This window comes from Bacillus sp. ISL-75 (assembly GCF_018613095.1).
In genome coordinates, this window is sequence record NZ_JAGGQX010000053.1 from 53,446 (window position 1) to 74,850 (window position 21,405).

The following is a 21,405-nucleotide window of genomic DNA, read 5'->3' on the forward strand; positions in this document are numbered from 1 at the left end:
ATTTTCCTTATGGTTTGTATTATTTTATTTTTCACTTTTAAAAAACTTTATATTAGAACTTCAACCATGGCCATGGTTATGGCATTTGGGATTGTTACGCAAGGTGTTCTATTAAACTATTTTGGTATCCAGTTCTTCCAACATATTTTTGGAAAAATTCTAAGCATTATTAACCTATCCCTTTGGTTTGCCTTTATTCTTTCGTTTATTATTGCCAGCCTGGATGGAAAATTTAAAGACATCCATTATTCCAATCGGATCAATCGTTTTGGGATTGGCACATGGGTTGCTGGCACATCCATCAGCGGCATCTTATTTTATAAACAATTTTTCCAATGGGGATTTATTTCCGTCATTATTGCTTTTGGTAATATCGTGCTGTGGATTATTTATGTTGGGGTAAGTGTAAAAACTTTTATAGAAATTTTTCGGACAAAATCATATCGGAATGTCCATGGAATTCTTCTGCTTACTACTGTTAGCACACAATCGATAGTCCTTTTACTTAACACTGTTTTCAAAGAATTTCCGGACATCTATAACCTATCCTTACTAATCATAGGGTTTATTTTTTATCTTGTTTGTGTTTTCTTTATTTTATATAGATACATAAAAAATTCTTGGTCAATTGAAATGGATTGGAACAATACGAACTGCATTTTACATGGGGCTTTATCTATTTCCGGGATTGCCTGTTTAGTCACAGGCATCATTAGTATTGATACCATAAGATTGATATGGAGAGTAGCCCTAATTATTTTCATTACGGTTGAGTCTATTGAAATCTACAGGCTTTTTAAACGGATTAAACACTATGGCTTTAAAAATGCGATCTTTATTTATGATGTTACACAGTGGAGTAGAGTTTTTACTTTTGCAATGTTTTATACTTTAACATCCCTTATCCATACCCATTTATTTATTGGATCCATTGTGATTGACACGATCTTAAACGCAGGAGTATGGGTAGTCATAATTCTTCTAATGTTTGAACTAATGCTTTGTTTTAGTGATCTCATAAAAGCTATTAAACAATCATCCAGACAAATTGGTAAAAAAAACGAAGTAAGCTCTCCATTTTAATTGGGGAGCATTTTAATTTTGAATATTTATTTTTAGCTGCCAATTAAAGCATGTGTCTGCCAGCCAAGTCTCGAAACTTGGTTTTAATATTTCTAATTTCACTTAATTCGTTTTTTAGTAGTCTTGTAAGCGCATTTTTTAATGTAAAAGAAATAGAAATATCACACCAGATTTTTAATTCTTGTCTCTGCTGTGTTTTCTGAGCCATTTCTTTCATTCCTTCTAAAGCACCTAAAAATTGATGAGAAGTTTTTTATCCATTTTGCTAATACTCAAGATGATCACCTCAGAAATCTTTGAGAGAATATACCTGAATATATTCTTATCAATATTCAATCAACAAAACCTATAAATTACAAATCCATTCAGAAATAGCCATTTTTATATATGGACTTTCTTTCTGAAGCCCTTCTTTTTCAAGAAAATCATTTACTATTTCCCTAATTTGGAATTGCAAAGAATGAAAATGAATTCCTAAGGCCCTGCTTATTCCAAACTTTTTTCCGATAATATTCAGTTTATTTCTCGAGATAGTAACAATATATAACTCAGGAAATAGTAAAATAGAAATTCTATGAGTATAGGCTAAAGGTGTATTTCCATTCTCAAACGGGAACTGGTCAAGATGTTCTAATAAACCAACCTCATGAATTGCCTAAATAGATCTGGTTTTTTGTGAGCATATTTTTATTGACCATCTAATTAGTAGAAAAATATTATTATAGGAATATTTTTTTCAGGAAATATTAACCTCTTTCTAAGCATAATAAACTTTCTCTTTATCTTCCATATTTAATCTACACTATTTAATTCTGTTTAAAAACACCCCATTTTCTTTAAGTAACCTGCTCTTTCTTCATTCATTCCAAACATTTTTTACATGGCGTTTCATTTTTAACTGAAGACGATTTCCATTGTTCAATCCAATAGTACTCTCCATTTTTGTTGTTATTATCGATTACTTTTGTTTTGAAATTATTAGAACTCACAAAACTGCAGGTTACATGATGAATCTTCGTAGGGTTTGCCGTATCGGTAATAATAAAATATCCTTTCCCCTGCTGTTTCAATTGTTCAAATATAGCTAGACTTTTTATAGAGTTCATTTTTTCACCTCAGAATTTTAAAGAATCGATATCAACTTCCCATAAATCTCCTTCCAGGAATCATCCAAATTTACTGTCATTACTTCCATAGTAATTCGATCATTTTCCATGAAAAGGTTTCATCAACATTCACACCGTTAAAAGGGTAAATTAATATTCCTCTCAAACTCATTTCTTGTGGCTGATACATTAAATAGGTAAGCAATTGATATTAATTATGACTATGAAAGATGCCTTCCCAAAGTTTTCTTGAAAGATATTCTTATAAAACTTAGCGTCGATTACAACCTTTTGCTGTTCATTTTTGAGTGTTAAGGAAACATCGATTTTCACCTTGGGAAATAATGACCGATTCCCTATTAGCTTCCACTGTAAAACTTCGGATTGAACCCTATACTCTTTCTGTTCTATCCAGTAAAAGTGAAATAAGAATTTCTGAATATTTGATTGATAGAAGTATCATTTAGTTCGGCTTCGAATACTGTTTCTACTTTAACAAAACGAGGTAAACTGATTGATTTTAATATGCTTTTCATATCCTGATTTAACAAGATATGTTTAAATATTGAACCTTCTCGCACACTACAACTCGCTGTCTAGTCACGAAGTAAGGCATAGAATCATTCATCAAAACTCAGCCGCCAAGCTGACTGGTGGTTTCGGTTAAGGTAATATAATCTTTAACCAATCCTCTTAGTGTAAAGGCCTTTACTTCTTTTAAAAAATTGTTGTGCATGTACTCTTGGTAATGACCATGTTTATTATGACCGCTCTAATGGCTAGTTCGTCCTTCCTGTTATTCTACTAAATTTGACAAAATGATGCCAAAAAAAAATGCCAGAACATCCCTAAAAGGGGTATGTTCTGACATTTCAACTGAAAAAATATTTAGCTTTATAGATTTGTAACAACTTATAAATAAATTTAAGAACCAAAGTGGTCCTCTACCCTGTCAAGGTTTGCATAACTTCCCAGAACTGCACCCAGGTCTCAAGCAGTTTTGAAGACTGCGAGTGCCCCACAGATTAGCAATTCAGTTATTTTATCTACAATTGATTTCTTATATATCGTTCCAACCCCTTATCACAACAATAAACATAACAACCCTTCATCCCTCTGGTCATCAATGTTTTATAGGTATTCCGAACAAGTTCAACTAGTGGATCCACCTGTCCTTTTTTCGGCTTAGCAGGTTTTGCACCATTATCCTTAAACTCATTTCTTCTTATTATGAGCTGTTTAGTTTCTTCATCATAGCCCAGATCTTTTCCAATAATCACACCGACATAATCCATTTCTAGACCTTGGACTGTATGAATACACCCGATTTGATTTGCACATTCTGGATGAATGGCCCAGTCAATTCTATTTGGGTCATTCCATGGCAAAGCAAAATTATGCTCCTCAATGACAACATCATTAGCGAGCGTTCCATCTACAATATTTTTGTTCCAATCCCATGCGTAACCGGCTAACAATCTGCCACCGCGTTTATCAACAATTTCCTCTTTCAAGTCTTGAGGATTCGAGACGATTTTAAAATCAAAATCCCCTTCAAGCTTAAATGTTTCTTCATTATTATTGAGAATGCTATCTAGCCATGAGATGTAATTTCCTGATCCTGAGCAGCGGTATTGGGATTCAAGTTCGACAGTGTGGATGTCAGCTCCAAATCTAGCCGCTTCTTTTTCTACCTCTTTCACACTTCCAATATCTTTTTTAGAAATTTTCTGGAAGTCATCAATAAAAAACACACTTATTCGCGATGATCTAATGATTTGTGTTACTTGATTTTCACCTTCGATCTTCTTTTTCATATGGCCTTGCTCTTTTAGACGATGAGCTTCGTCACATATAAGGACATCAAAATAATTTTCAGGTGCATGGACGTAAGAAGCCGACCCTTTAAATAAATCTCTTACCTCCACATGGCCTGAAGAACCAATTAACTTTTTTCGGAGTACTTCCCTGAATGCCTGATTTGGTGTTATATACTCCACATAAGCTTTCGATTTTAGCATATAGCTCATTAAATTTAGTCCAATGACCGATTTCCCTGTACCTGGGCCGCCTTTTATTATAATGACATGTTTTTGATCCGTCTGTGCCTTGAATTGGTTGTATTTACTGACTACTTTTTCATAAGCAACCTTCTGTTCATCTAGTAAAACAAAGTCTTCATTGCCTTCAATTAATGATCCGACTGTTTCAACCAATTTTTTAGAAGGTCTAATTTTTCCATGTTCAATGGTGTCAGCAATCTCCCTGCCATTCCCTTTTGAAACCAGCTTCCGGATATTCCTTGCCAAATCCCGATCATTAAATTGGAAGTAAACAGGAGACTCCTGTATATAACTGCTGTAGCGCTTATCCAGCAGCGGCTCCCCGATACTTGCCATAATATAATTATGTAAATAAGCACAAGAGTGAAGCTGAATTGAGGTTGAATCACTATAAAGTGACTCATTGAAATTCTGCAAATATCTCTTATAAGAAGATGCTTGATAGGCAGGATGAACCGTTTCCCGTTCTCTACCTCCTAAAAAGGTCCGTACAATACCATCTCCTTCAGAAACCTTTGCTTTCTGCCATTGTTTCAACTCAATGATGACAGCATTTTTTGTCCCCTGTTCGTCTTGGCCAGCAACGAGAAAGTCGATTCTCTTTTCAGATGAGGGCAGCTTATATTCCAATAATACATGGGTATCCTCTTTTAAATCTGCATCCCTTAAAACCTTAGCCATTTGCGGGAGTGAGTTTTCCCAGGACCTCAATTCACTTCCTGAAACTACTTTGTTCATTTTTGATAAAACGTTTTTCTTAAGAACATACCCAATTTTATTTTCATAAATATGGTTTAAAAAATTTGAAGAGGTCTCATTGTAGATAATCATTTAATTTTTTCCTCACTTTTACCTACTGGGTATTTAATAGCGTTTTTAACCAGCTTGTTTGTGACTTCCTCTTCAAGATTAATTCCCATTTTATCTGCAAGCTGGACAAGATATATTAAAATATCCGCCATTTCTTCCTTTATATTTTGTTTGGATTTAGCAATTGCTTCTTCACTATTACGCCACTGAAAATTTTCAAGCAGTTCATTTGCCTCAAGGGAAATCGATATGGCCAAATCTTTTTCATTGTGGTACTTTTTCCAATCTCTTTCATCACGGAAGTCTAAGATCTTTTTTTGAATCCCTTTCATTCTTTATCTCTCCTATGGAACATTATTCCAATGATATAATTAATTCTATTATTACCTTATTTTAACACTAGAATTTTATATAAACACTTTATAATAATATTATGTGATGATTATTCATCGATTAATTTCTGCGTTTATGCGCACCTTTTTGCTAGGTTGTATATTTTTTAATAAAAGTAAAGACTTTTACTTTAGACCAACTATTTTCCTAAGACTTCTTAAAGTCCCACGTTGCCATGGACACCATTTTTTCGACTAATAGTTCACATATCCGCGCCCATACGGTAATTGATGACTTGTTAATAAACATGACTGCATACAGAAAGGCCTAACCACAATTGGTTACGCCTTACTTAATATTTCTATCCCATGTAATCGTAGACCTCCCAAGTCTATACTTAGTCGCTCGACTCCCTTTATCTGTATACTGAAGGGTAATCCCCATTTGTCTAATTTTAATAATTAACGGCTTAAGTTCTGCTCCTCCAACTAACCAAAGACTTCCCCTTTAAGGCTTTATCGATAACTTCATGTTTAATTGAAGTTAAGTATTTATAAAACTTTTAGGAACTTCATCCATCAAATTTAATTACATATCTAGCACATTTCCATTGTTTTGATTGTCACATTAGCTATTTATCAGTTCAAATCTTGCTGGGCTGATATAGTTCGCTCCCATAATATCAATTTCTAAACCTAATCCCAAAGTGATATAATTAAATGTCGTAACATAAAATAAATTGTAATTTATTGAAATTGTAGTGGAGGGATGAATTTTCTTGGACTCTTCTTCGTTAAATAAGGAACGGACAATTAGGCTCTTTCATTATTTAAAAGAGCTTTCGTTATTAAAGGCACCTTTAATACTTGATTTACAGCAATATGAAAATACCTTGTGGCTTGGAGATATTCCAGATGAACCGGAGTGTTTATCCCCATTCAATAATACTGGAGTTAAGGACAAATGGGTGGAAGTTAAAAAACCAGGCTCACCTATTTTTCCTAGTCCACCGGCATCATTATCAGCTTGGCTTGATACCTCTAACAAAATTGACAATACAAAAAATGAACCGAAACTAAAAGAAGTGATACCAAATCCTGATTATGGGAACGCGGAATCAGAAGAGCTACAGTATCTTCACCTTAAAGATCACCCTGAAATTACAAAGAACTTTGACTTTTACATAAAGGGCAAATGGCAGCCTTGGCAAAGTGAAGCCATTCGTGTAGAAAGGATCCAAGAAGTTTACGAAAAGCTCTTTACCATATACCAAAAGCAAAAAAAACTAGGCGAGCAATTCGAGCTAGTCATCGGGGTAGGATTGTTGAATTGGCAGACTACTAACGCTAATAAAGTTCATCGCCATCTAGTAACAGTACCTTGTTCCTTCCATTTTGACTCCAATAATGGAGTGATTCGTGTTATACCTCCTGCAGAAGGAATTAAACCAGAAATCGAGCAGGATATGCTGGAACTGGAAGATCGACTAGATAATAAAGCGATGGAGCCAATAAAAGAAAAAATGAGTACATTGCATGAAGATTTATGGAACAAAGAATTGTTGGACTCTATTTTACGTTCCTTTGTTCAATCGGTATCTGCAAATGGACAATATTCTGAAGAGGTGAAACACGGTGTTCGTAATGCTTCAAAAGACCCTGCTGTTTCTTTTAGTCCAGCTCTCATCTTACGAAAGAGAAATGAAAAAGGTTTCCAACAGGCTTGCAGCACGATCATAGAAAATACAAGCAATGGGACAATGGATATTCCACTTGGAATTGCGCGAATCTTTAACGAAATAGATGATTACCAGGAAGGAGGATCCAGTTCACCATCTCAAATAGTAGACGTAAATGATTCTGAAATCTATTTTCCTTTAGAAGCGAATGATGAACAGCAAAGAATCGTTACAAACTTAGAAACACGGAATGGTGTGCTTGTTCAAGGACCTCCAGGAACAGGTAAGAGTCATACTATTGCCAACTTGACTTCCCATTTATTAGCTACTGGGAAGCGTGTTCTAATCACAAGCCAAACACCCCGTGCTTTAAAGGTTTTAAAAGATAAAATTCCTGTTGAATTACAAGCTTTGTGTGTCAGTTTACTTGGCGCTGATTCAAAGTCCTTTAAAGATTTAGAAAGTGTGGTTCAAGTTATTTCAAATAGAAGAGATTCCTGGAACCCTGATATCACGACAAAAAAAATCAATGACCTCGCCACTGATCTAAAAACGAGAAAAGAAAAAGATGCACTTTACAAGCAACAACTAAGGGCCATTCGTGAACAAGAAACGTATGAACACCATTTCCTCGATGGACGTTATAAAGGGACCGCTCAAACCATTGCAAATAAGCTAAATAGCGAAAGGTCCAAATATCATTGGTTAATGGACCGAATTGAGATGACCACTCCCCTTCCCTTAACCAATTCTGAGGCATTGGAACTTGTATCTTTATTGCATGAACTAGACAAGGATATCCAAGAACAAATTCAATTATCACTACCAGCTTCTGACATGTTACTCGAAGGAAGTGTATTTAAGAATCTTGTTGAAAAAGAAATGCATTTAAGAGATCAACTAAAGCAGTTCGACCAACCTATTCAAGAGGGATTAGATCTGTTGTTGCCTATCTCTGCTGGACAACGGTCCAATCTAAAGAACCATTTACTGAATCTCCGTCAATCCTTCTTATCCATTGACGAACTAAATGAAGAATGGGTGGACAAAGCAAAACTTGATCTGCTCGGTGGGAAATTCCGTCCTTGGGAAGAATTTTATAGGCAAGTCAGGATGTATGTTGACTCCATCAAGGACCTTGCACATATCCATAATCTTGTTGAAATCAGCGGACAAGGTAGTGTTCCATTAATCCAATTGAATTCGGATGTAACTTTGTTAAAACAACATTTAGTAAGTGGCAATGGGTTTGGCGTCCCATTAATGCGTCCAAAGGTGGTCAAGGATGCTTGGTATATTATCAAAGATGTAAGAGTTGATGGCCGAAAATGTGATCAACTAGAATCCATCACGCTTTTAGAAGAATCAGTAAAAGTGGATGTAACCATTAAAAAAGCTGAACAAATGATTGCTGACCAGCTTAATATCCAATCAAATGACAAGGCATCTACATCTCGAACCATGAAAATTGCACAATTGCTAAATATGCTGGAACCATTCACTCTTCTTTTTACAATTAAGGATCTGATTGAAAAAATAACAGAGACTGAACAAGAAAAGGGAGCAATATCGGTACATAAATTAAGTACTGAAAATGTGACATTATTACTTAGCCAGCTGGATTTTCTAGCAATAAAGGAAGAAATAACTGGAATAGAACAGTCTTTTATGAAGTTGATCAATTCTATCGAGATTTCAATCGATGTCAATTCGCAACATCCCATTACACCTACACTTATTCAAGCAATTAAATCCAGAGACATTACTGGTTATGTTTCAGCTGGTGCTGTTATCTCTAATCTGGATGAATACAGTCGTAAATTGGAACGTTGTGAAATATATATGCAAAAGCTGAAAAAAGCAATGCCAAAGGTATACTCTCAACTCACGCACGAATTTGATTTTCAGGAATATCTAGAGAAGTTTAAACACTTTGAGGAAGCAGTTCAATGGTCCAAAGTAGACAAATGGTTTCACGATTTTTCAAATACGAGCGAAAGCATGTTTAAAAAGGATCTTGAAGAAAATAATCGGTTCATTAAGCAAATGACGGCTGAACTGGGTGCATTAAAAGCCTGGTATTCAACTTTATCTACATTAACAGAAGGACAGCGACAACACTTGCTTGCCTGGACAACCTCCATGAGAAAAGTGGGTAAAGGGACCGGAAAGAACGCCCCCATTCATTTGCGTGATGCCCAATATCATATGACGTATTGTCGTGATGCCATTCCCGCTTGGATTATGCCATTGTATCGTATCTTTGAGACATTCGAAATCAAACCCAACCTTTTTGATGTGGTAATCATTGATGAGGCAAGCCAATCTGGACCAGAAGCTGTCATTCTTCAATATATAGCCAAAAAACTGATTGTTGTTGGTGATGATAAACAAATCAGTCCTGAATATGTCGGGATCAAGCGAGAAGAAATTCAATTTTTACGAAAACAATATTTATATGACTTTAAGCTCGCGGATTTATTAGATATTGAAAACTCATTTTTCGATTTAGCGAATGTGTTATTTGGCGGTCGAATTACACTTCGTGAACATTTCCGCTGCATGCCAGAGATTATACAATTTTCTAACCGAATAAGTTATACCCATACACCATTAATTCCTTTAAGGGAATATCCACCGAATCGATTGGAGCCAATTAAGACCAGGCACATCCCTAATGGACACCGGGAGGGCTCTGGTCAAAAGGTAGTTAACAGACCCGAAGCAGAGTCTGTAGTAGCTGAAATTAAAGCTTGTATTGAAAACCCACTTTATACGGGAAAATCGATGGGTGTGATTAGTCTGCAAAATGAAGGTCAGGCACAGCTGATCGAACAAAAGCTTTTACAAGAAATCGGCCCTGAAGAAATGGAAAAGCGAAACCTCATTTGTGGAGATGCCTATGCATTTCAAGGTGACGAAAGAGATATAATGTTTTTGAGTATGGTTGCAGCTCCGGGTGAAACAGCTTTGAGAGCCCTTGCAACCGAGAAAGACAAACGTCGTTTCAATGTAGCTGTCAGCCGGGCAAAAGACCAGTTATGGCTCTTCCATACCCCGACTGTTAATGACCTTAGAAATAAAGAAGACATGCGCTATCAGCTGATCTCCTATTGCGAGAATCCTGAGAGAGAAATCCACACGACTAATCGAGAAAAATGTGAAAGCGACTTTGAGCGAGTGGTATATGATCAAATAACAGCAAAGGGATATCGAGTTATCCCTCAATTTGAAGTAGCAGGTTATCGGATAGATTTAGTCGTTGAAGGAGAAAAAGGCCGAATTGCCGTGGAATGTGATGGTGATCATTGGCACGGCCCCGACCGATATGACTACGATATGAATCGCCAGCGAATATTAGAAAGATGTGGATGGAGATTTTGGAGAGTTCGGGGAAGCGAATATTATTACAACCCTGAAAAAGCACTCGATTCTCTATGGGAAACTCTTAAACAATATCAAATTGAACCATCTGGAAGAATTGATCTAAACAGATCGCCAAAAACGATGACTATTTCGTTAACAAGAAAAAATGAGCATCAGGAAGTTTCCGTAGATAAAGAGGATTTGGTCCTGAAATCAAAGGAAACAAACCAACCCATAACGCCAGCTACTAGAGAGGAACATACGATTCAATCTACAGTTCTTACTAAATTGGAAACTCCAATAACTGAAAAGAAAGCAGTGTTTGGCCAGAATCAGCTAACCATAGCTGAAGCAGGGTTAAAAGCATATTTAGAGAGTCTGGGATATGAAGTTATTGACCAACGAGATAAGCATGGAGCCTTTTGGCTCGTGGGTGATATGGAGCAAAACGAGCTCATCTCAAAGCTCAAAGAACAAAATATTCACTTCTCCTATGCACCAAACGGTAGTATATATACAAACCGCAGGCCGGGTTGGTATACAAATTTCCAAGGATAATACAAAGGGCACACCTTTTTTGGGTGTGCCCTTTGTTGGAAGTGCTTGTCATATCCAGCATTTTTTCAAATCTTCCTCGTGTGGCATTTCCTTTCGTAAACCGTCAAGACTAGATAAATAAACAAGCTAAGCTATTAGAATACTACGACAAGTCGGGCTGCTTCTCCAATACCTAGATTTTGGCTAAATTGGTCTGTTGTTTTGTGGACATATCCATAGTAAAAAAGAAATTTAATATCATGGTAGGCAGCATTTACCGTAAGATTCAGGGCAAATGCCGTTTTCCCCAACACTCGGACGTGCACCTATGATGATCATGTCGGATTCTTGAAGACCTCATACTATAAAATTATGAAAATATCTCTCCCCTATAAGGTTAGATGAATATCTCTATCACCACGGAAATGGACTCATTATTAAAGATACCTTAGTAAATCACCGATAAAATCAGCCGTATTCTCCGCATATCGTAGCATCGCACCATCAGAAGTAGGAGGTATAATTTTTGTGAATTTTTATAGGGACTATTAAATTTAGTTAATCTCCAATCCAAGGGATGGGGGTTAATTCTGCTGATAGGAATAAGGGATGCCTTGGATAGCGTCCGTCTGCGGTTTTTTTGATGCAAAATTGTTTTTCTAAAGGTACAAAATTCTTGACTTCCTTTACTCTTGAAATAAAATCTTTTTCCAGTTCACCCCACCCGAAAATGACAAATTTAGCCTCGGAAATAGCTAAGTTAATATATTTATTGTTTTCAGAAATTTCCTCAGGTAAAGGCTCTAGCAATTGATCAGGATCAGATGTAATCTGTGAAAATAAATTGACCACACTCATAGAACCAAATCCCCATGTACTAGAGAAATTGACACATCTTCTTAGAGTTCGATCTGCAATTTCTTCATTCCCTTCTGATGGGTTAATCATAATAAAGGTTACACAGGGTTTGAGCGGATCCCAAGAGCAATTGAGTAAGTAACGGTTTTTCTTTTCTGAATCCATAATGACGTTAACGATCTCATTCTTTTTCCAACGATATAGAGTCATTTCCCATCTACCTCCATTTGTATTATTACATAATTCAAATTTACGGTAAAAAAATCCTTCTTTTTTACTAGAGATACTTTCACTCAATTTTTCAGTCACTTCGATAACACAATAAAAGAATTTGTATTTCTGAATTATCGATTTCCATCTGCCAATCATTTTCTCTAAGGATATTCCCATTTGATTCTTCCAAGATAAATTTCACCAGCATTCATATCTCCTCCTATGAAATCTTATATTAATTTATATGCTGCGGATTTATTTTCTACTTTAACTTTCATCCATTCCACAAGACCTTTATAATTTCTTTCATTCAAAAGATTGCTCGCTGATTCCTTCATCTCTTTATTGCGTTTAAATGAAGCATTTTTCAACTCTCGAATTTCCCTTGCATATTTTTGAAGGACCAGTGCCATTTGCACCGTATCTTGATAAATCAAGTTCATGTCCCAGCGTTCAGCTCCTTCTGCCCTGATACATGATCCAGATGGGCTATCGAAATGGACTGTCCACTTATAATGAAGAGTCAGTTCACTTAAGTATTTCTCCTGAATCACCTTGAACCAGGCACCTTGATACCCTCCAGAGAATTGGACATTTGGTGCGTAACGGTGATGACCGTTGCAGCCGGCAAGAGATGTAATACCCGCCTGGTTTAATGATTTAACGAGCATCGCCATGTTTGCATCCATATCCAAGGCATTGACCTTGATTCCAAACCGTCTTTGAGCAAAGGCTCTCCACTGGAAATGATAGCCTTCCATGTGGACAGGGAATTCTCGCCCGGGAGCGTTCATGATATTCTTCATCGTAACAATCGGAGTCCTGGTTACTAACACCTGAAATTGGTTATCTTGCCAAAAAGTCGGGATGCCAAGGTTCCGTATTAATTGTTTTGTTTTCTTTATATCCGCCTGGGTATTTTCATTTGACAGAATAATAAAATCGTCTTTAACCTCAATAAACAGGCCTCTCATTTGTAGTGCTTCTGCAATTCTTTCTGTGGCATTCATCATTTCTAATTTTAATAAGTTCATACCTATCATCCTCCTTTAATTTCTGCTCCTTAAATATACAAAAGCCCGGTTACGATGGTCGTAACCGGACTTTTTATCCATTTCGGAGGACTTTTGTTGGGATATCTGCTTTCCAAACATATTCGCCCAGGTCTGTCGTTTCTAAGATATTTTTATCTATATCGATTCGTCCCATTGCCTGAGAAAGTTTTCTTCTTATCGCTGATATGTACCGTCTTACGGTAGTGGGGTTGACGGTTTGATCGTTCCAAACAGCATTTTCGATTCCGCTTTTTGTACAATAAATTCCTTTATTATCAATCAAGTAACCAAGCAGATTTGCTTGTTTTGGCTCTAGTCGAACGGTATCACTTATTCCATAAAAAAGCTTCTCAGGTCCTGCCAAGTTGAGAACAACACATTGCCCTTTTTCTGCCTCTTCGACAAGTTGGTCTAAATCTCGATTCGTGATCATCGTTCGATTCTCATCTATTTCTTTTAATAGAATAGGCTCCGTCCGTTTTAGTTTCATCTTATCCTTATACAATTGTATGAACCAGGAATGTTCACCATGCCCATCTGATTTCTGTGCTTCTTTTAAAAGTTCCAACGCTTTTTGCACATATCCCATTCTTGAATAGCCTAATGCAAGGTTGCATAATAGTTTGATTCGTTTGCTGCCTTCGATTCCTTTTTCTAAGGCCTCTTTTCCGTAAAATAAAACAGCTTCCCACTTTCGCGACTCCTCAGCTAGAACAAAGGAAAGATGATAAAATGCATCCGGTTTACTCGGGGTATATAGCGTTGCCTTTCTTAAGATGTCATAGGCAGTGTGGTAATTGCCTCTGCGCATTTTCTCATCACGACCCAATTGCAAGTAAAGATCAGCCAGATGAATGGCATAGCGGGGTTCCTTTCGATCCAAATCAAGAAACCGTTTGTAAAGCCGGATTCCCTCTTCTAACCATAGGTTCCGCTCATCCCTCTCATCAAGACCATCCCGGTCCAGCCAATTATCCTCTAAATCTAACAAATCATCTAAAGATATTTTTTCCATCCATAAATACCCCTTTTAATAGTTTTTTATTCTTAAATTGAGAGAAAATGAAAGTGCCTATCACACCCCGTTATTGTCTCTGCCAAACAACAACATTAGGTGTTAATGGCTGGTGATACTCTTCTGGTAATGGATTCAAAATTTTCCTTTTAGTGAGCAAAGATTTTTACATTATTACATTTCCAGGATAAAATTAGTAGAAATATCCAAAATATACAAAAACAACATAATTAGAGAGCAGAAGGTTGACAAGAATGAGCGACGGTAATTATTTTAATGGTCTATATTATAATGTGCAGGGAAATGGAACACCGATTATTTTTTTACATGGAATTGGCGGTAGTTCTGCAATGTTCAAACCCCAAGTAGAAGAACTCTCAAAACACTACCAGACAGTTACAGTGGATTTAAAAGGGAATGGAAAATCTGCATCTGTTGCCACATTAAATTATTTAAAAGTTCACATAGATTCCATTTTAGATTTAATGGAATACCTACATATAAAGAAGGCTACGTTCGTTGGATTATCTTATGGAGGAATTGTCACACAGGTATTCGCTACTAAATATCCAGAAAAAGTGAAAGAGATGATTCTCATCGATACATACGCACAAACCTTTCCAAAAGATAAGGAAGAATTAAAGCTCACCTTATTAGGGGCGTGTGTCGTCTTGGCTTCCTGGGTTCCCAAAAGATTATTAAAAAGGACTTTGTCATATATCGCTCCATATAAAAAATGGGACTTAGCTCAACAGGAATTGATTTCTATTACAGAATCCTGTCGTGCAAGAGATGTTACCCTTCAAATGATTGAAGTATTCAACATTAATTTATTAGACGATTTAAATCAAATTGACATTCCTGTATTGGTCATCGTTGGAGATCAGGTCCCTTCCATTGTTAATAAATCCAAAGAAATTGCACAACATCTTACAAAAGGTCAACTACTCGTTGTAAATAATTCCGTTGACCCTACTAATCTTTGCCAACCAACGATCGTCAATAAGGCTATATTAAACTTTACAAAAGAAAAAACAGCAATACAAATGTAATTTTACGTAATGGGTTCGTATAAACATTGTATTTTTTTCTATGTATTGACCAGTAATGCATTCAATCATGTTGTGACAAAAAAGGAGAACCACAAAATGAGAAATAAGGATTTGATTGTTTCTGTCTTTGAAAAAGAAATAGGACCGCTAAAGAACGAACGGGATTCTATTTATGATAATGGTAGTGTGTATACATTCGAATTTTTACATAAAAGCAACATTACCCTGCGAATTTTATTAATGGAAATAAAAACGAATCATTGGGTGATACACCACGAATTATCAAGAGAAAACCCATTCCTTTTAAAAAGAGTGGTACGTACATGTGAAAGAATACAAAGGATAGAGGAAACCAAATTTGTCTCTTTTTCCTTATCAGCTGATTTAAAAGATATTCAACAAGAAAGATTCCTGACCACAGCAGTTAAATGTGCCCTACAAAATGGATTAAATCATCTTACATTGTTCCGCCAAGATAAAGAAAAACCAACTTTTACACGCAAGGGATCACTTGAAATCAAAGTGAATAAATGAGGTTTTTCTACGATTAAAACAATTTGCACCAAAAAACCTGCCATGTTTAAGGCAGGTTACAGTAATTGTAGATTTTATTCTCCCACGATCTTCGCGTCCTTTAGCATCTCTTCTGTTAAGGTGATTCCTTCCTCCTGAGCTGCTTTTTTGTTGATGAATAGCTCAAGGTTTTCTGGGAAGCCGACAGGAATTTCGCTTAGTTTTTTTCCTTTGAGAATTTCCACAGCCATTTTGCCGGTAGTGTAGCCTAGATCGTGGTAGTCAAATCCATAAGATGCGAAAGTTCCACGTTTTACAGAATTAATAAGGGTCCCTGTCACATCCCGCAAAAGGAAGAAGTTTTTTCCATTGATCCATGAATAGGACAATATTAGCAAAGTCCTTACCTTCTCCGCCGCCTGCCTTCTTCCCTCTTTATGCCCTGCCGACCATTTGAGTAAAAAGAATGGGACTCGTTGTTTGTCTAGTAATCATGACCGTTTTAACATCAGGGACATCGACACCCTCAGTCAGCATTTTTACATTGACAATGACGTCATACTCTCCATTTCTAAAGTCTTGCATGATTTCTTCATTGTCTTTAATGCTTCTACGCCCCCTGCCATCTTTGAAAAGTGCATCACTATTTTCAATTTTGGAATAAACGGCATTGGCTCTACTATTTTGGGACTTAAGCTTTTCGACTATATATTCACATTGAAACCAGCGGTCCGCAAAGATAATCGTTTTTCCGTAGGCGTCTTTATTGTTGATATAATAACTGACAATATAATTATTTCTCGATGCATCATTCGCTAGCTTTTCAATAATATATTCCGGCAAATCCTTATGCTTACTCGTTAAACGCTTATATAATTTATCGTCTACTTCAAACTCCATTCCAGTTTGTTTTTCAATATATTTAGGGACTGATAATATGCTATTGGATTGAAGGACATTCATATCAACTTCGATTACGCTCACTTGCTGACCATTAATCCAATTGTGACCGGCCAAAGCCGCCTCAATAATCACTTCAATCTGGGCTTCGCTTACTTCTTTTTCAGTGTCGAAGTCCCTAACTGATCGATGATTTCTTAATAATTGAATGGTATCGTTCATACTATCACTCCTCGTGTATACGATACTACACACGCAGCTTTAAATTCAAACACCTGAATCTAATAAAAGTGCCTGACACCACTGAAGGTGGTGTCAGGCACCATTTTACTTTTTAAGAAGTTCTAAAAAGGAACAAATCGTTAGGATTCCTTTATCAAAGTTTTCCAAGTTAAAGTGTTCGTTTGGAGAATAGAAAATGGGGTCAGTCCCCCGGTGCGTTAAAGCTTTAGCTTACTGGGGGACTGACCCCAAAATTCAATTTTGGTGATTTTTTACCCTTTTTTGTGTGGGCGCTAATCTTTCTTAGGTTATCATAGAAAGAACTGTTTTTTGTATATTGAGGAGGCATTTTCTATGGCAAAAATGGTTGTTATTTATAAACAACCGAAAAAGACATAGAAGGTTTTAATCAAAAAAAGTGCCAGGCACCATCAAATTTTTATGAGATTTCCTAGACATAAGTTAATGAAATTCAAAAAACCCCGATTCTTAATTAAAAATAGGATCGGGGTTTCAATTTATTGGTATAGGTTATTATTGAGGATTCTTTATGGAGAGTTTTAGCTATTTTTCAACTTGTGAATTTCCCTGGAGTGTTCGGAAATCATCTGGTCATAATATTCAAGGTCATGTTTTGTGGCCATAGAATTTTTAATTTCTTTCACATCATCTATAACAGTGTCTACTTTCGTTTCAATTGCATCCATTCTTTCGTTTGTTTCGGAAATCTTTACATTCGTGGCAGCTACTGTATTAATTAATTGATGAATTAAATCCCCTTGTCTTTTTTGTTCAGAAGTTATTCTTTGATCCATGTTAATTATTCTTTTATCCATGTCAGTTATTCTTTGATCCATGCCAGTTATTCTTTGGTCTATAGTGTTTACCTTTTGGTCCAAGGTATCAAGTTTGTCCAATATCAACTTGAGTGTTTTTTCCAACATTTTCACCTCCTTCTTTTATTGCTTTTATTATAGCAGGTTTATGTAGATATTTGTCGAGGGGTTTCAAATTGCTGATCAATATGGAAGGCAAATGGAATCAGTTTGATGCAAATGACCACTTCAAAGCCCCAACCATTTGTTAAGACTGCGTTAATCCCATTTTCTATTAGGTAGATATTGAAAATCGGATTTTATTCGTAACAAAGGCCGCCTGCATTTCTTTCTACTATTTTGTTCATTAAGCTTTCCTTTGTAATCTTACGTGTTTTGTTTTCAATTTTATATAAATTTTTAAACGGGATGTTATGTGCTGTTTTTTCAAGAACCTGCATCAGTTTGTTATCACCAACCAACTTTCCCTAGTAATTTTTTTCAGTTGTTTACATATTTTGTATCATTTTTGGTAGCAAAAAAGTGCCAGGCACCATCAAATTTCCTGGAGAGTGCCTGGCACTTTTTTTCTCTGACCTCAAGCTTATATATTCAAGATCTCTCTGATTTCATTTTCTGATAAACTTGATAATGCTTGGTCTCCCGATTGGATGATGGTTTCGATTAGTTCTTTTTTGTTTTGCTGTAGTTCGAAGATTTTCTCTTCGATTGTACCTTTTGCTATAAGGCGAATCACCTGGACCACATTTTTCTGGCCAATTCGGTGGGCCCTGCCTGCAGCCTGTTCCTCCACAGCAGGATTCCACCATAAATCATAGAGGATGACGGTATCGGCACTAGTCAAGTTTAGCCCCGTATTTCCCGCTTTTAAAGAAATGAGGAAAATATTATCTTCCCCTTGATTGAATTGATCAACCATATCCACTCTATCTTTGGCTTTCGTCTGCCCATCCAAGTAAAAATAACCGAGTCCCTCCCTATCTAATGTTCGCGAATAATCGCGAGCATCCTAGTAAACTGGGAGAAAATCAAAAGGCGTTTTCCACTTTCAAGTGAATTTGTAACTAGCTCCATTAATTGCTGCAGCTTGCCCGACTCACCTTGATAATTTTCTAAAAATAATGAAGGATGACAGCACAGTTGGCGGAGCCGTGTTAAACCGGCAAGAATTTTCATCCGACTTTTTTGAAATCCGTCACTTTGAAGGGAATCTTTTGTCTCCTTCTCGTATCACGATACGTCAACGCATCGTCATGCTCTCCACATTCAGGATCTAGATATGTATCATTTACTTCTTGGTCGCTCCCTTCCTTGCCGAAAATCATTTCTTCTTGTTTACAAAAAGATTCATAGAGGCTGCGAATTTCCTGTTTTTGAATGGCTTCCGCAACATATTTAATCAGTGATAAATCCTCGACATCCTTTAACTCGGAAAAAATACAGTCCATGACGGGCTTCCCGCATTTATGCAGGTTATCTTTCCCCCAGTTTTTAATCCCCAGTTCTCTCGTTTCAGAATTATAACGGATCAACTTGTAATGATTGATGAATCGTTCTATTAACGAATGAACACTCTCAATCGAATAGCCCAGATCAAAAGCCATTTGTTATTTGGTAATTTTATAGAATCCCGTTTGAGTCGTATGTGGATTCGTAAGAAGATAAAGACAGAAAAATTTGTCCTCTGGAGTCATCTCCTCTGAAACTATCGGATTCTTCCAAAAATCCGTTCGTACCATTCTAAATTTTGCCATCTTCAATCACTGCCTTTCTCGTAATTAGTTTCCCTCATACTTGATATATATAATGAAGAAAATGGTCATATGTTTTTCAATAAAGTATGAATTTTTTATGACAACTCTCATCACCTTGTCCTTTGCGAGGGCTTTAGGTAAAACCGCTCGACTCGGTACTTCTACGATATCGAGAATGGCGGATTAAAGCGAATCTCCAATTTTCAAATTTGAGGGCATTTTTTGCAATTTCGGGGGATTTTTAGCATATTTTTGTAAGTCTTCCAATGGAGGGAAGCATTGATTCTTTTTTCTCAAATTCGATTGGTTCTGAATGTAACTGGTTTACTATTATCGTCTATTAGCATCAATAATGCGGACCGGTACTTTGAAGTGACTGGTTCTGGAAAGTTCAAAAACCCTTTGTAAGTTTTACCAGGTGTAAACTTTATATCTGTTTTCTCAGAGGCCTTATCCCACAAAACTCCATCAATCTGATGCGTGTTCATTCCTTCAATTTTACCGCCGTAAGTAAAATACTGGGCACCTGCTGAGGGACCATTTTCTGTCCCAACTGGTGATTGTCCTTTTTCCAATAAGTCTAGTTTTGCTTTATAATCTGCCACCTGTAATTTATCGGTGAAATAATCTGTTACGACTGATAATTGTTGTGATGCTTCATTCCATTTAACGCTTGCACCAACCTTGCTGAATTCAGCAATGGGGACGTAAATATAAGGATACTGAGTCCCTTCCGGTTGAAAATTCAGTACAGGGTATGTCCCTGTGTTTATATCTTGCCCATTCACATAAATGGGTTGTACCGCTGTATAGGCAGTAACAGGCTTGTATTGCAATTGTCGATGATGAGCGCTAAACGGGACAAACGGTACTGAAGTTCTCATCCCATAATTTGTTAATGGTATTTCGGATGAATTCGCTGAATGATACACCTATCCACACCTCCACCTTATCTTATGATTAATACCATTTCTGTGTTTGGCCCATGTTAAGCACTAAACATCATTAGAGATGCTTATGCCCGAGTTGTACTGAATGCCACCGTATGGCCATTATCATCTATTAGAATAATCCAAGAAACTCGAGGGGGTTTAGTTGTAGGATCAGGGGCATCTATATAACCTTTGTAAGACTTACCAGGTGTTAAGGCATTTGTTTTTTCATCTGAAACCAGGTTCGATAAAATACCTCCGACCTGGTACATTCCTATCTCTTCAATCTTTCCGTCGTAACTAATATCTTCTAGTTCAGGGGATGGGCCTTTTTCTAGGACAGGTACTTGCCCTGTTTCAAGCATATCGTATTTTGCTTTATATTCTGCTAATAGTGATTTATTTATGGAATAATCGGTTTCTACCCACATTTGATTTGCGTTTTCATTCCATTTGACACTTGCACCGACTTTGCTAAATTGAGCAATTGGAACATAAATATAAGGAGCTTGTGCGCCTTCTGGCTGGAAATTCAATACAGGATACGGACCCGTATTTATATCCTCTCCATTTACTAAAACTGGCTGAACAGCAGTATAAGCAGTAACAGGCATATATTTCATTTGCCGATGATTAACTCCATCATTAATATAAGGGAAATACGTTCTCATGCCATAATAATACAATGGCAGCCCATACGAACTCGGTGAATGGTACACCCAGCAACACCTCCACCCTATATTATGACTTTATGGAAATTATGTGTTGCGTTCTTTCATCTAGACCCAATGAAGTGGATCAGATGATGAAGAAAAATAAAAAAAGTGTGCATGTAAGTTTGTAAGGAATGAACACTAACCGGCTCAATCAATCCCATACTAAGCATGTAATAATTGATAGTTTCTTAATTCCCCTTTGAAAGTTTTCCGATAAATTCTTCATTCAATTGAACAAGCTTCCTCCTTCCAAAAACACCTTAGATTTTTCTAATAATTTAATAAAAGTTTATAATACTACTTATGATAACCCTTCTATAAATAAAAAGAGCAACTAGTCCATGAGACTGCTGAAAAAGTCTC

The 21,405-nt window shown here is 36.5% G+C and carries 18 protein-coding genes and 2 pseudogenes; 4 read left to right on the forward strand and 16 right to left on the reverse strand.

Going from position 1 to position 21,405, the window contains the following annotated elements:
* Positions 1-66 precede the first annotated feature (66 nt).
* Positions 67-1,083, forward strand: a complete 1,017-nt coding sequence (locus tag J7E63_RS21455; protein WP_215016095.1) for a TDT family transporter — start codon at positions 67-69, stop codon at positions 1,081-1,083.
* 43 nt (positions 1,084-1,126) lie between these two features.
* Here J7E63_RS21455 and J7E63_RS21460 read toward each other — a convergent pair whose 3' ends face one another.
* From J7E63_RS21460 to J7E63_RS21475, 4 genes are all read right to left on the reverse strand, one after another.
* Positions 1,127-1,300 carry a hypothetical protein gene (locus J7E63_RS21460; RefSeq protein WP_215016098.1) on the reverse strand — a complete coding sequence of 58 codons (174 nt, stop codon included), beginning with the start codon at positions 1,298-1,300 and terminating at the stop codon, positions 1,127-1,129.
* 643 nt (positions 1,301-1,943) lie between these two features.
* Positions 1,944-2,189, reverse strand: coding sequence for a hypothetical protein (locus tag J7E63_RS21465; protein ID WP_215016100.1), 246 nt, complete (start codon positions 2,187-2,189; stop codon positions 1,944-1,946).
* 1,046 nt (positions 2,190-3,235) lie between these two features.
* Complete coding sequence (locus J7E63_RS21470) at positions 3,236-5,083, reverse strand: DUF2075 domain-containing protein (RefSeq protein WP_215016102.1); 1,848 nt, start codon at positions 5,081-5,083, stop codon at positions 3,236-3,238.
* Entirely contained in the window at positions 5,080-5,394 is a 315-nt protein-coding gene (locus tag J7E63_RS21475; RefSeq protein ID WP_215016115.1) for a nucleotide pyrophosphohydrolase, read from the reverse strand. Before J7E63_RS21475 ends, J7E63_RS21470 begins: the two co-directional genes overlap by 4 nt.
* 779 nt (positions 5,395-6,173) lie before the next feature.
* Between J7E63_RS21475 and J7E63_RS21480 the strand changes: the two genes are divergently transcribed.
* Entirely contained in the window at positions 6,174-10,997 is a 4,824-nt protein-coding gene (locus J7E63_RS21480) for an AAA domain-containing protein (protein WP_215016122.1), read from the forward strand.
* A 134-nt stretch (positions 10,998-11,131) separates the two neighbouring features.
* On the opposite strand, the gene J7E63_RS21485 is transcribed toward J7E63_RS21480, so the two are convergent.
* From J7E63_RS21485 to J7E63_RS21500, 4 genes are all read right to left on the reverse strand, one after another.
* Entirely contained in the window at positions 11,132-11,290 is a 159-nt protein-coding gene (locus tag J7E63_RS21485; protein WP_215016124.1) for a DnaB-like helicase C-terminal domain-containing protein, read from the reverse strand.
* Positions 11,291-11,534: 244 nt separating this feature from the next.
* Entirely contained in the window at positions 11,535-12,143 is a 609-nt protein-coding gene (locus tag J7E63_RS29760; protein ID WP_215016126.1) for a DUF1643 domain-containing protein, read from the reverse strand.
* Positions 12,144-12,277: 134 nt separating this feature from the next.
* Positions 12,278-13,081 carry a hypothetical protein gene (locus tag J7E63_RS21495; RefSeq protein WP_251033664.1) on the reverse strand — a complete coding sequence of 268 codons (804 nt, stop codon included), beginning with the start codon at positions 13,079-13,081 and terminating at the stop codon, positions 12,278-12,280.
* A 73-nt stretch (positions 13,082-13,154) separates the two neighbouring features.
* On the reverse strand, positions 13,155-14,117 hold the full coding sequence (locus J7E63_RS21500; protein ID WP_215016133.1) for a winged helix-turn-helix domain-containing protein: 963 nt from the start codon (positions 14,115-14,117) through the stop codon (positions 13,155-13,157).
* Between the two features lie 254 nt (positions 14,118-14,371).
* Between J7E63_RS21500 and J7E63_RS21505 the strand changes: the two genes are divergently transcribed.
* Both J7E63_RS21505 and J7E63_RS21510 read left to right on the forward strand, forming a co-directional pair.
* Entirely contained in the window at positions 14,372-15,169 is a 798-nt protein-coding gene (locus J7E63_RS21505; protein ID WP_215016135.1) for an alpha/beta fold hydrolase, read from the forward strand.
* Positions 15,170-15,265: 96 nt separating this feature from the next.
* Positions 15,266-15,703, forward strand: coding sequence for a hypothetical protein (locus J7E63_RS21510; RefSeq protein ID WP_215016136.1), 438 nt, complete (start codon positions 15,266-15,268; stop codon positions 15,701-15,703).
* A 74-nt stretch (positions 15,704-15,777) separates the two neighbouring features.
* On the opposite strand, the gene J7E63_RS21515 is transcribed toward J7E63_RS21510, so the two are convergent.
* The 8 genes and pseudogenes from J7E63_RS21515 to J7E63_RS21550 all read right to left on the reverse strand — a co-directional run bounded on the left by J7E63_RS21515 (position 15,778) and on the right by J7E63_RS21550 (position 21,045).
* Entirely contained in the window at positions 15,778-16,080 is a 303-nt protein-coding gene (locus J7E63_RS21515) for an ABC transporter substrate binding protein (RefSeq protein ID WP_374193774.1), read from the reverse strand.
* A gap of 37 nt (positions 16,081-16,117) precedes the next feature.
* Complete coding sequence (locus J7E63_RS21520; RefSeq protein ID WP_215016138.1) at positions 16,118-16,804, reverse strand: helicase-related protein; 687 nt, start codon at positions 16,802-16,804, stop codon at positions 16,118-16,120.
* Between the two features lie 560 nt (positions 16,805-17,364).
* A complete protein-coding gene (locus J7E63_RS21525; RefSeq protein WP_215016140.1) occupies positions 17,365-17,748 on the reverse strand; it encodes a hypothetical protein in 384 nt (127 codons plus the stop codon).
* 191 nt (positions 17,749-17,939) lie between these two features.
* Complete coding sequence (locus J7E63_RS21530; RefSeq protein ID WP_215016142.1) at positions 17,940-18,080, reverse strand: arylamine N-acetyltransferase; 141 nt, start codon at positions 18,078-18,080, stop codon at positions 17,940-17,942.
* Between the two features lie 143 nt (positions 18,081-18,223).
* Positions 18,224-18,840, reverse strand: a pseudogene (locus tag J7E63_RS21535) (DEAD/DEAH box helicase); the annotation flags it as partial.
* A 187-nt stretch (positions 18,841-19,027) separates the two neighbouring features.
* Positions 19,028-19,394, reverse strand: a pseudogene (locus J7E63_RS21540) (DNA replication protein DnaD); the annotation flags it as partial.
* A gap of 293 nt (positions 19,395-19,687) precedes the next feature.
* Positions 19,688-20,326, reverse strand: coding sequence for a hypothetical protein (locus J7E63_RS21545; RefSeq protein WP_215016144.1), 639 nt, complete (start codon positions 20,324-20,326; stop codon positions 19,688-19,690).
* Between the two features lie 83 nt (positions 20,327-20,409).
* Entirely contained in the window at positions 20,410-21,045 is a 636-nt protein-coding gene (locus tag J7E63_RS21550; protein ID WP_215016151.1) for a hypothetical protein, read from the reverse strand.
* Between the last annotated feature and the right edge of the window lie 360 nt (positions 21,046-21,405).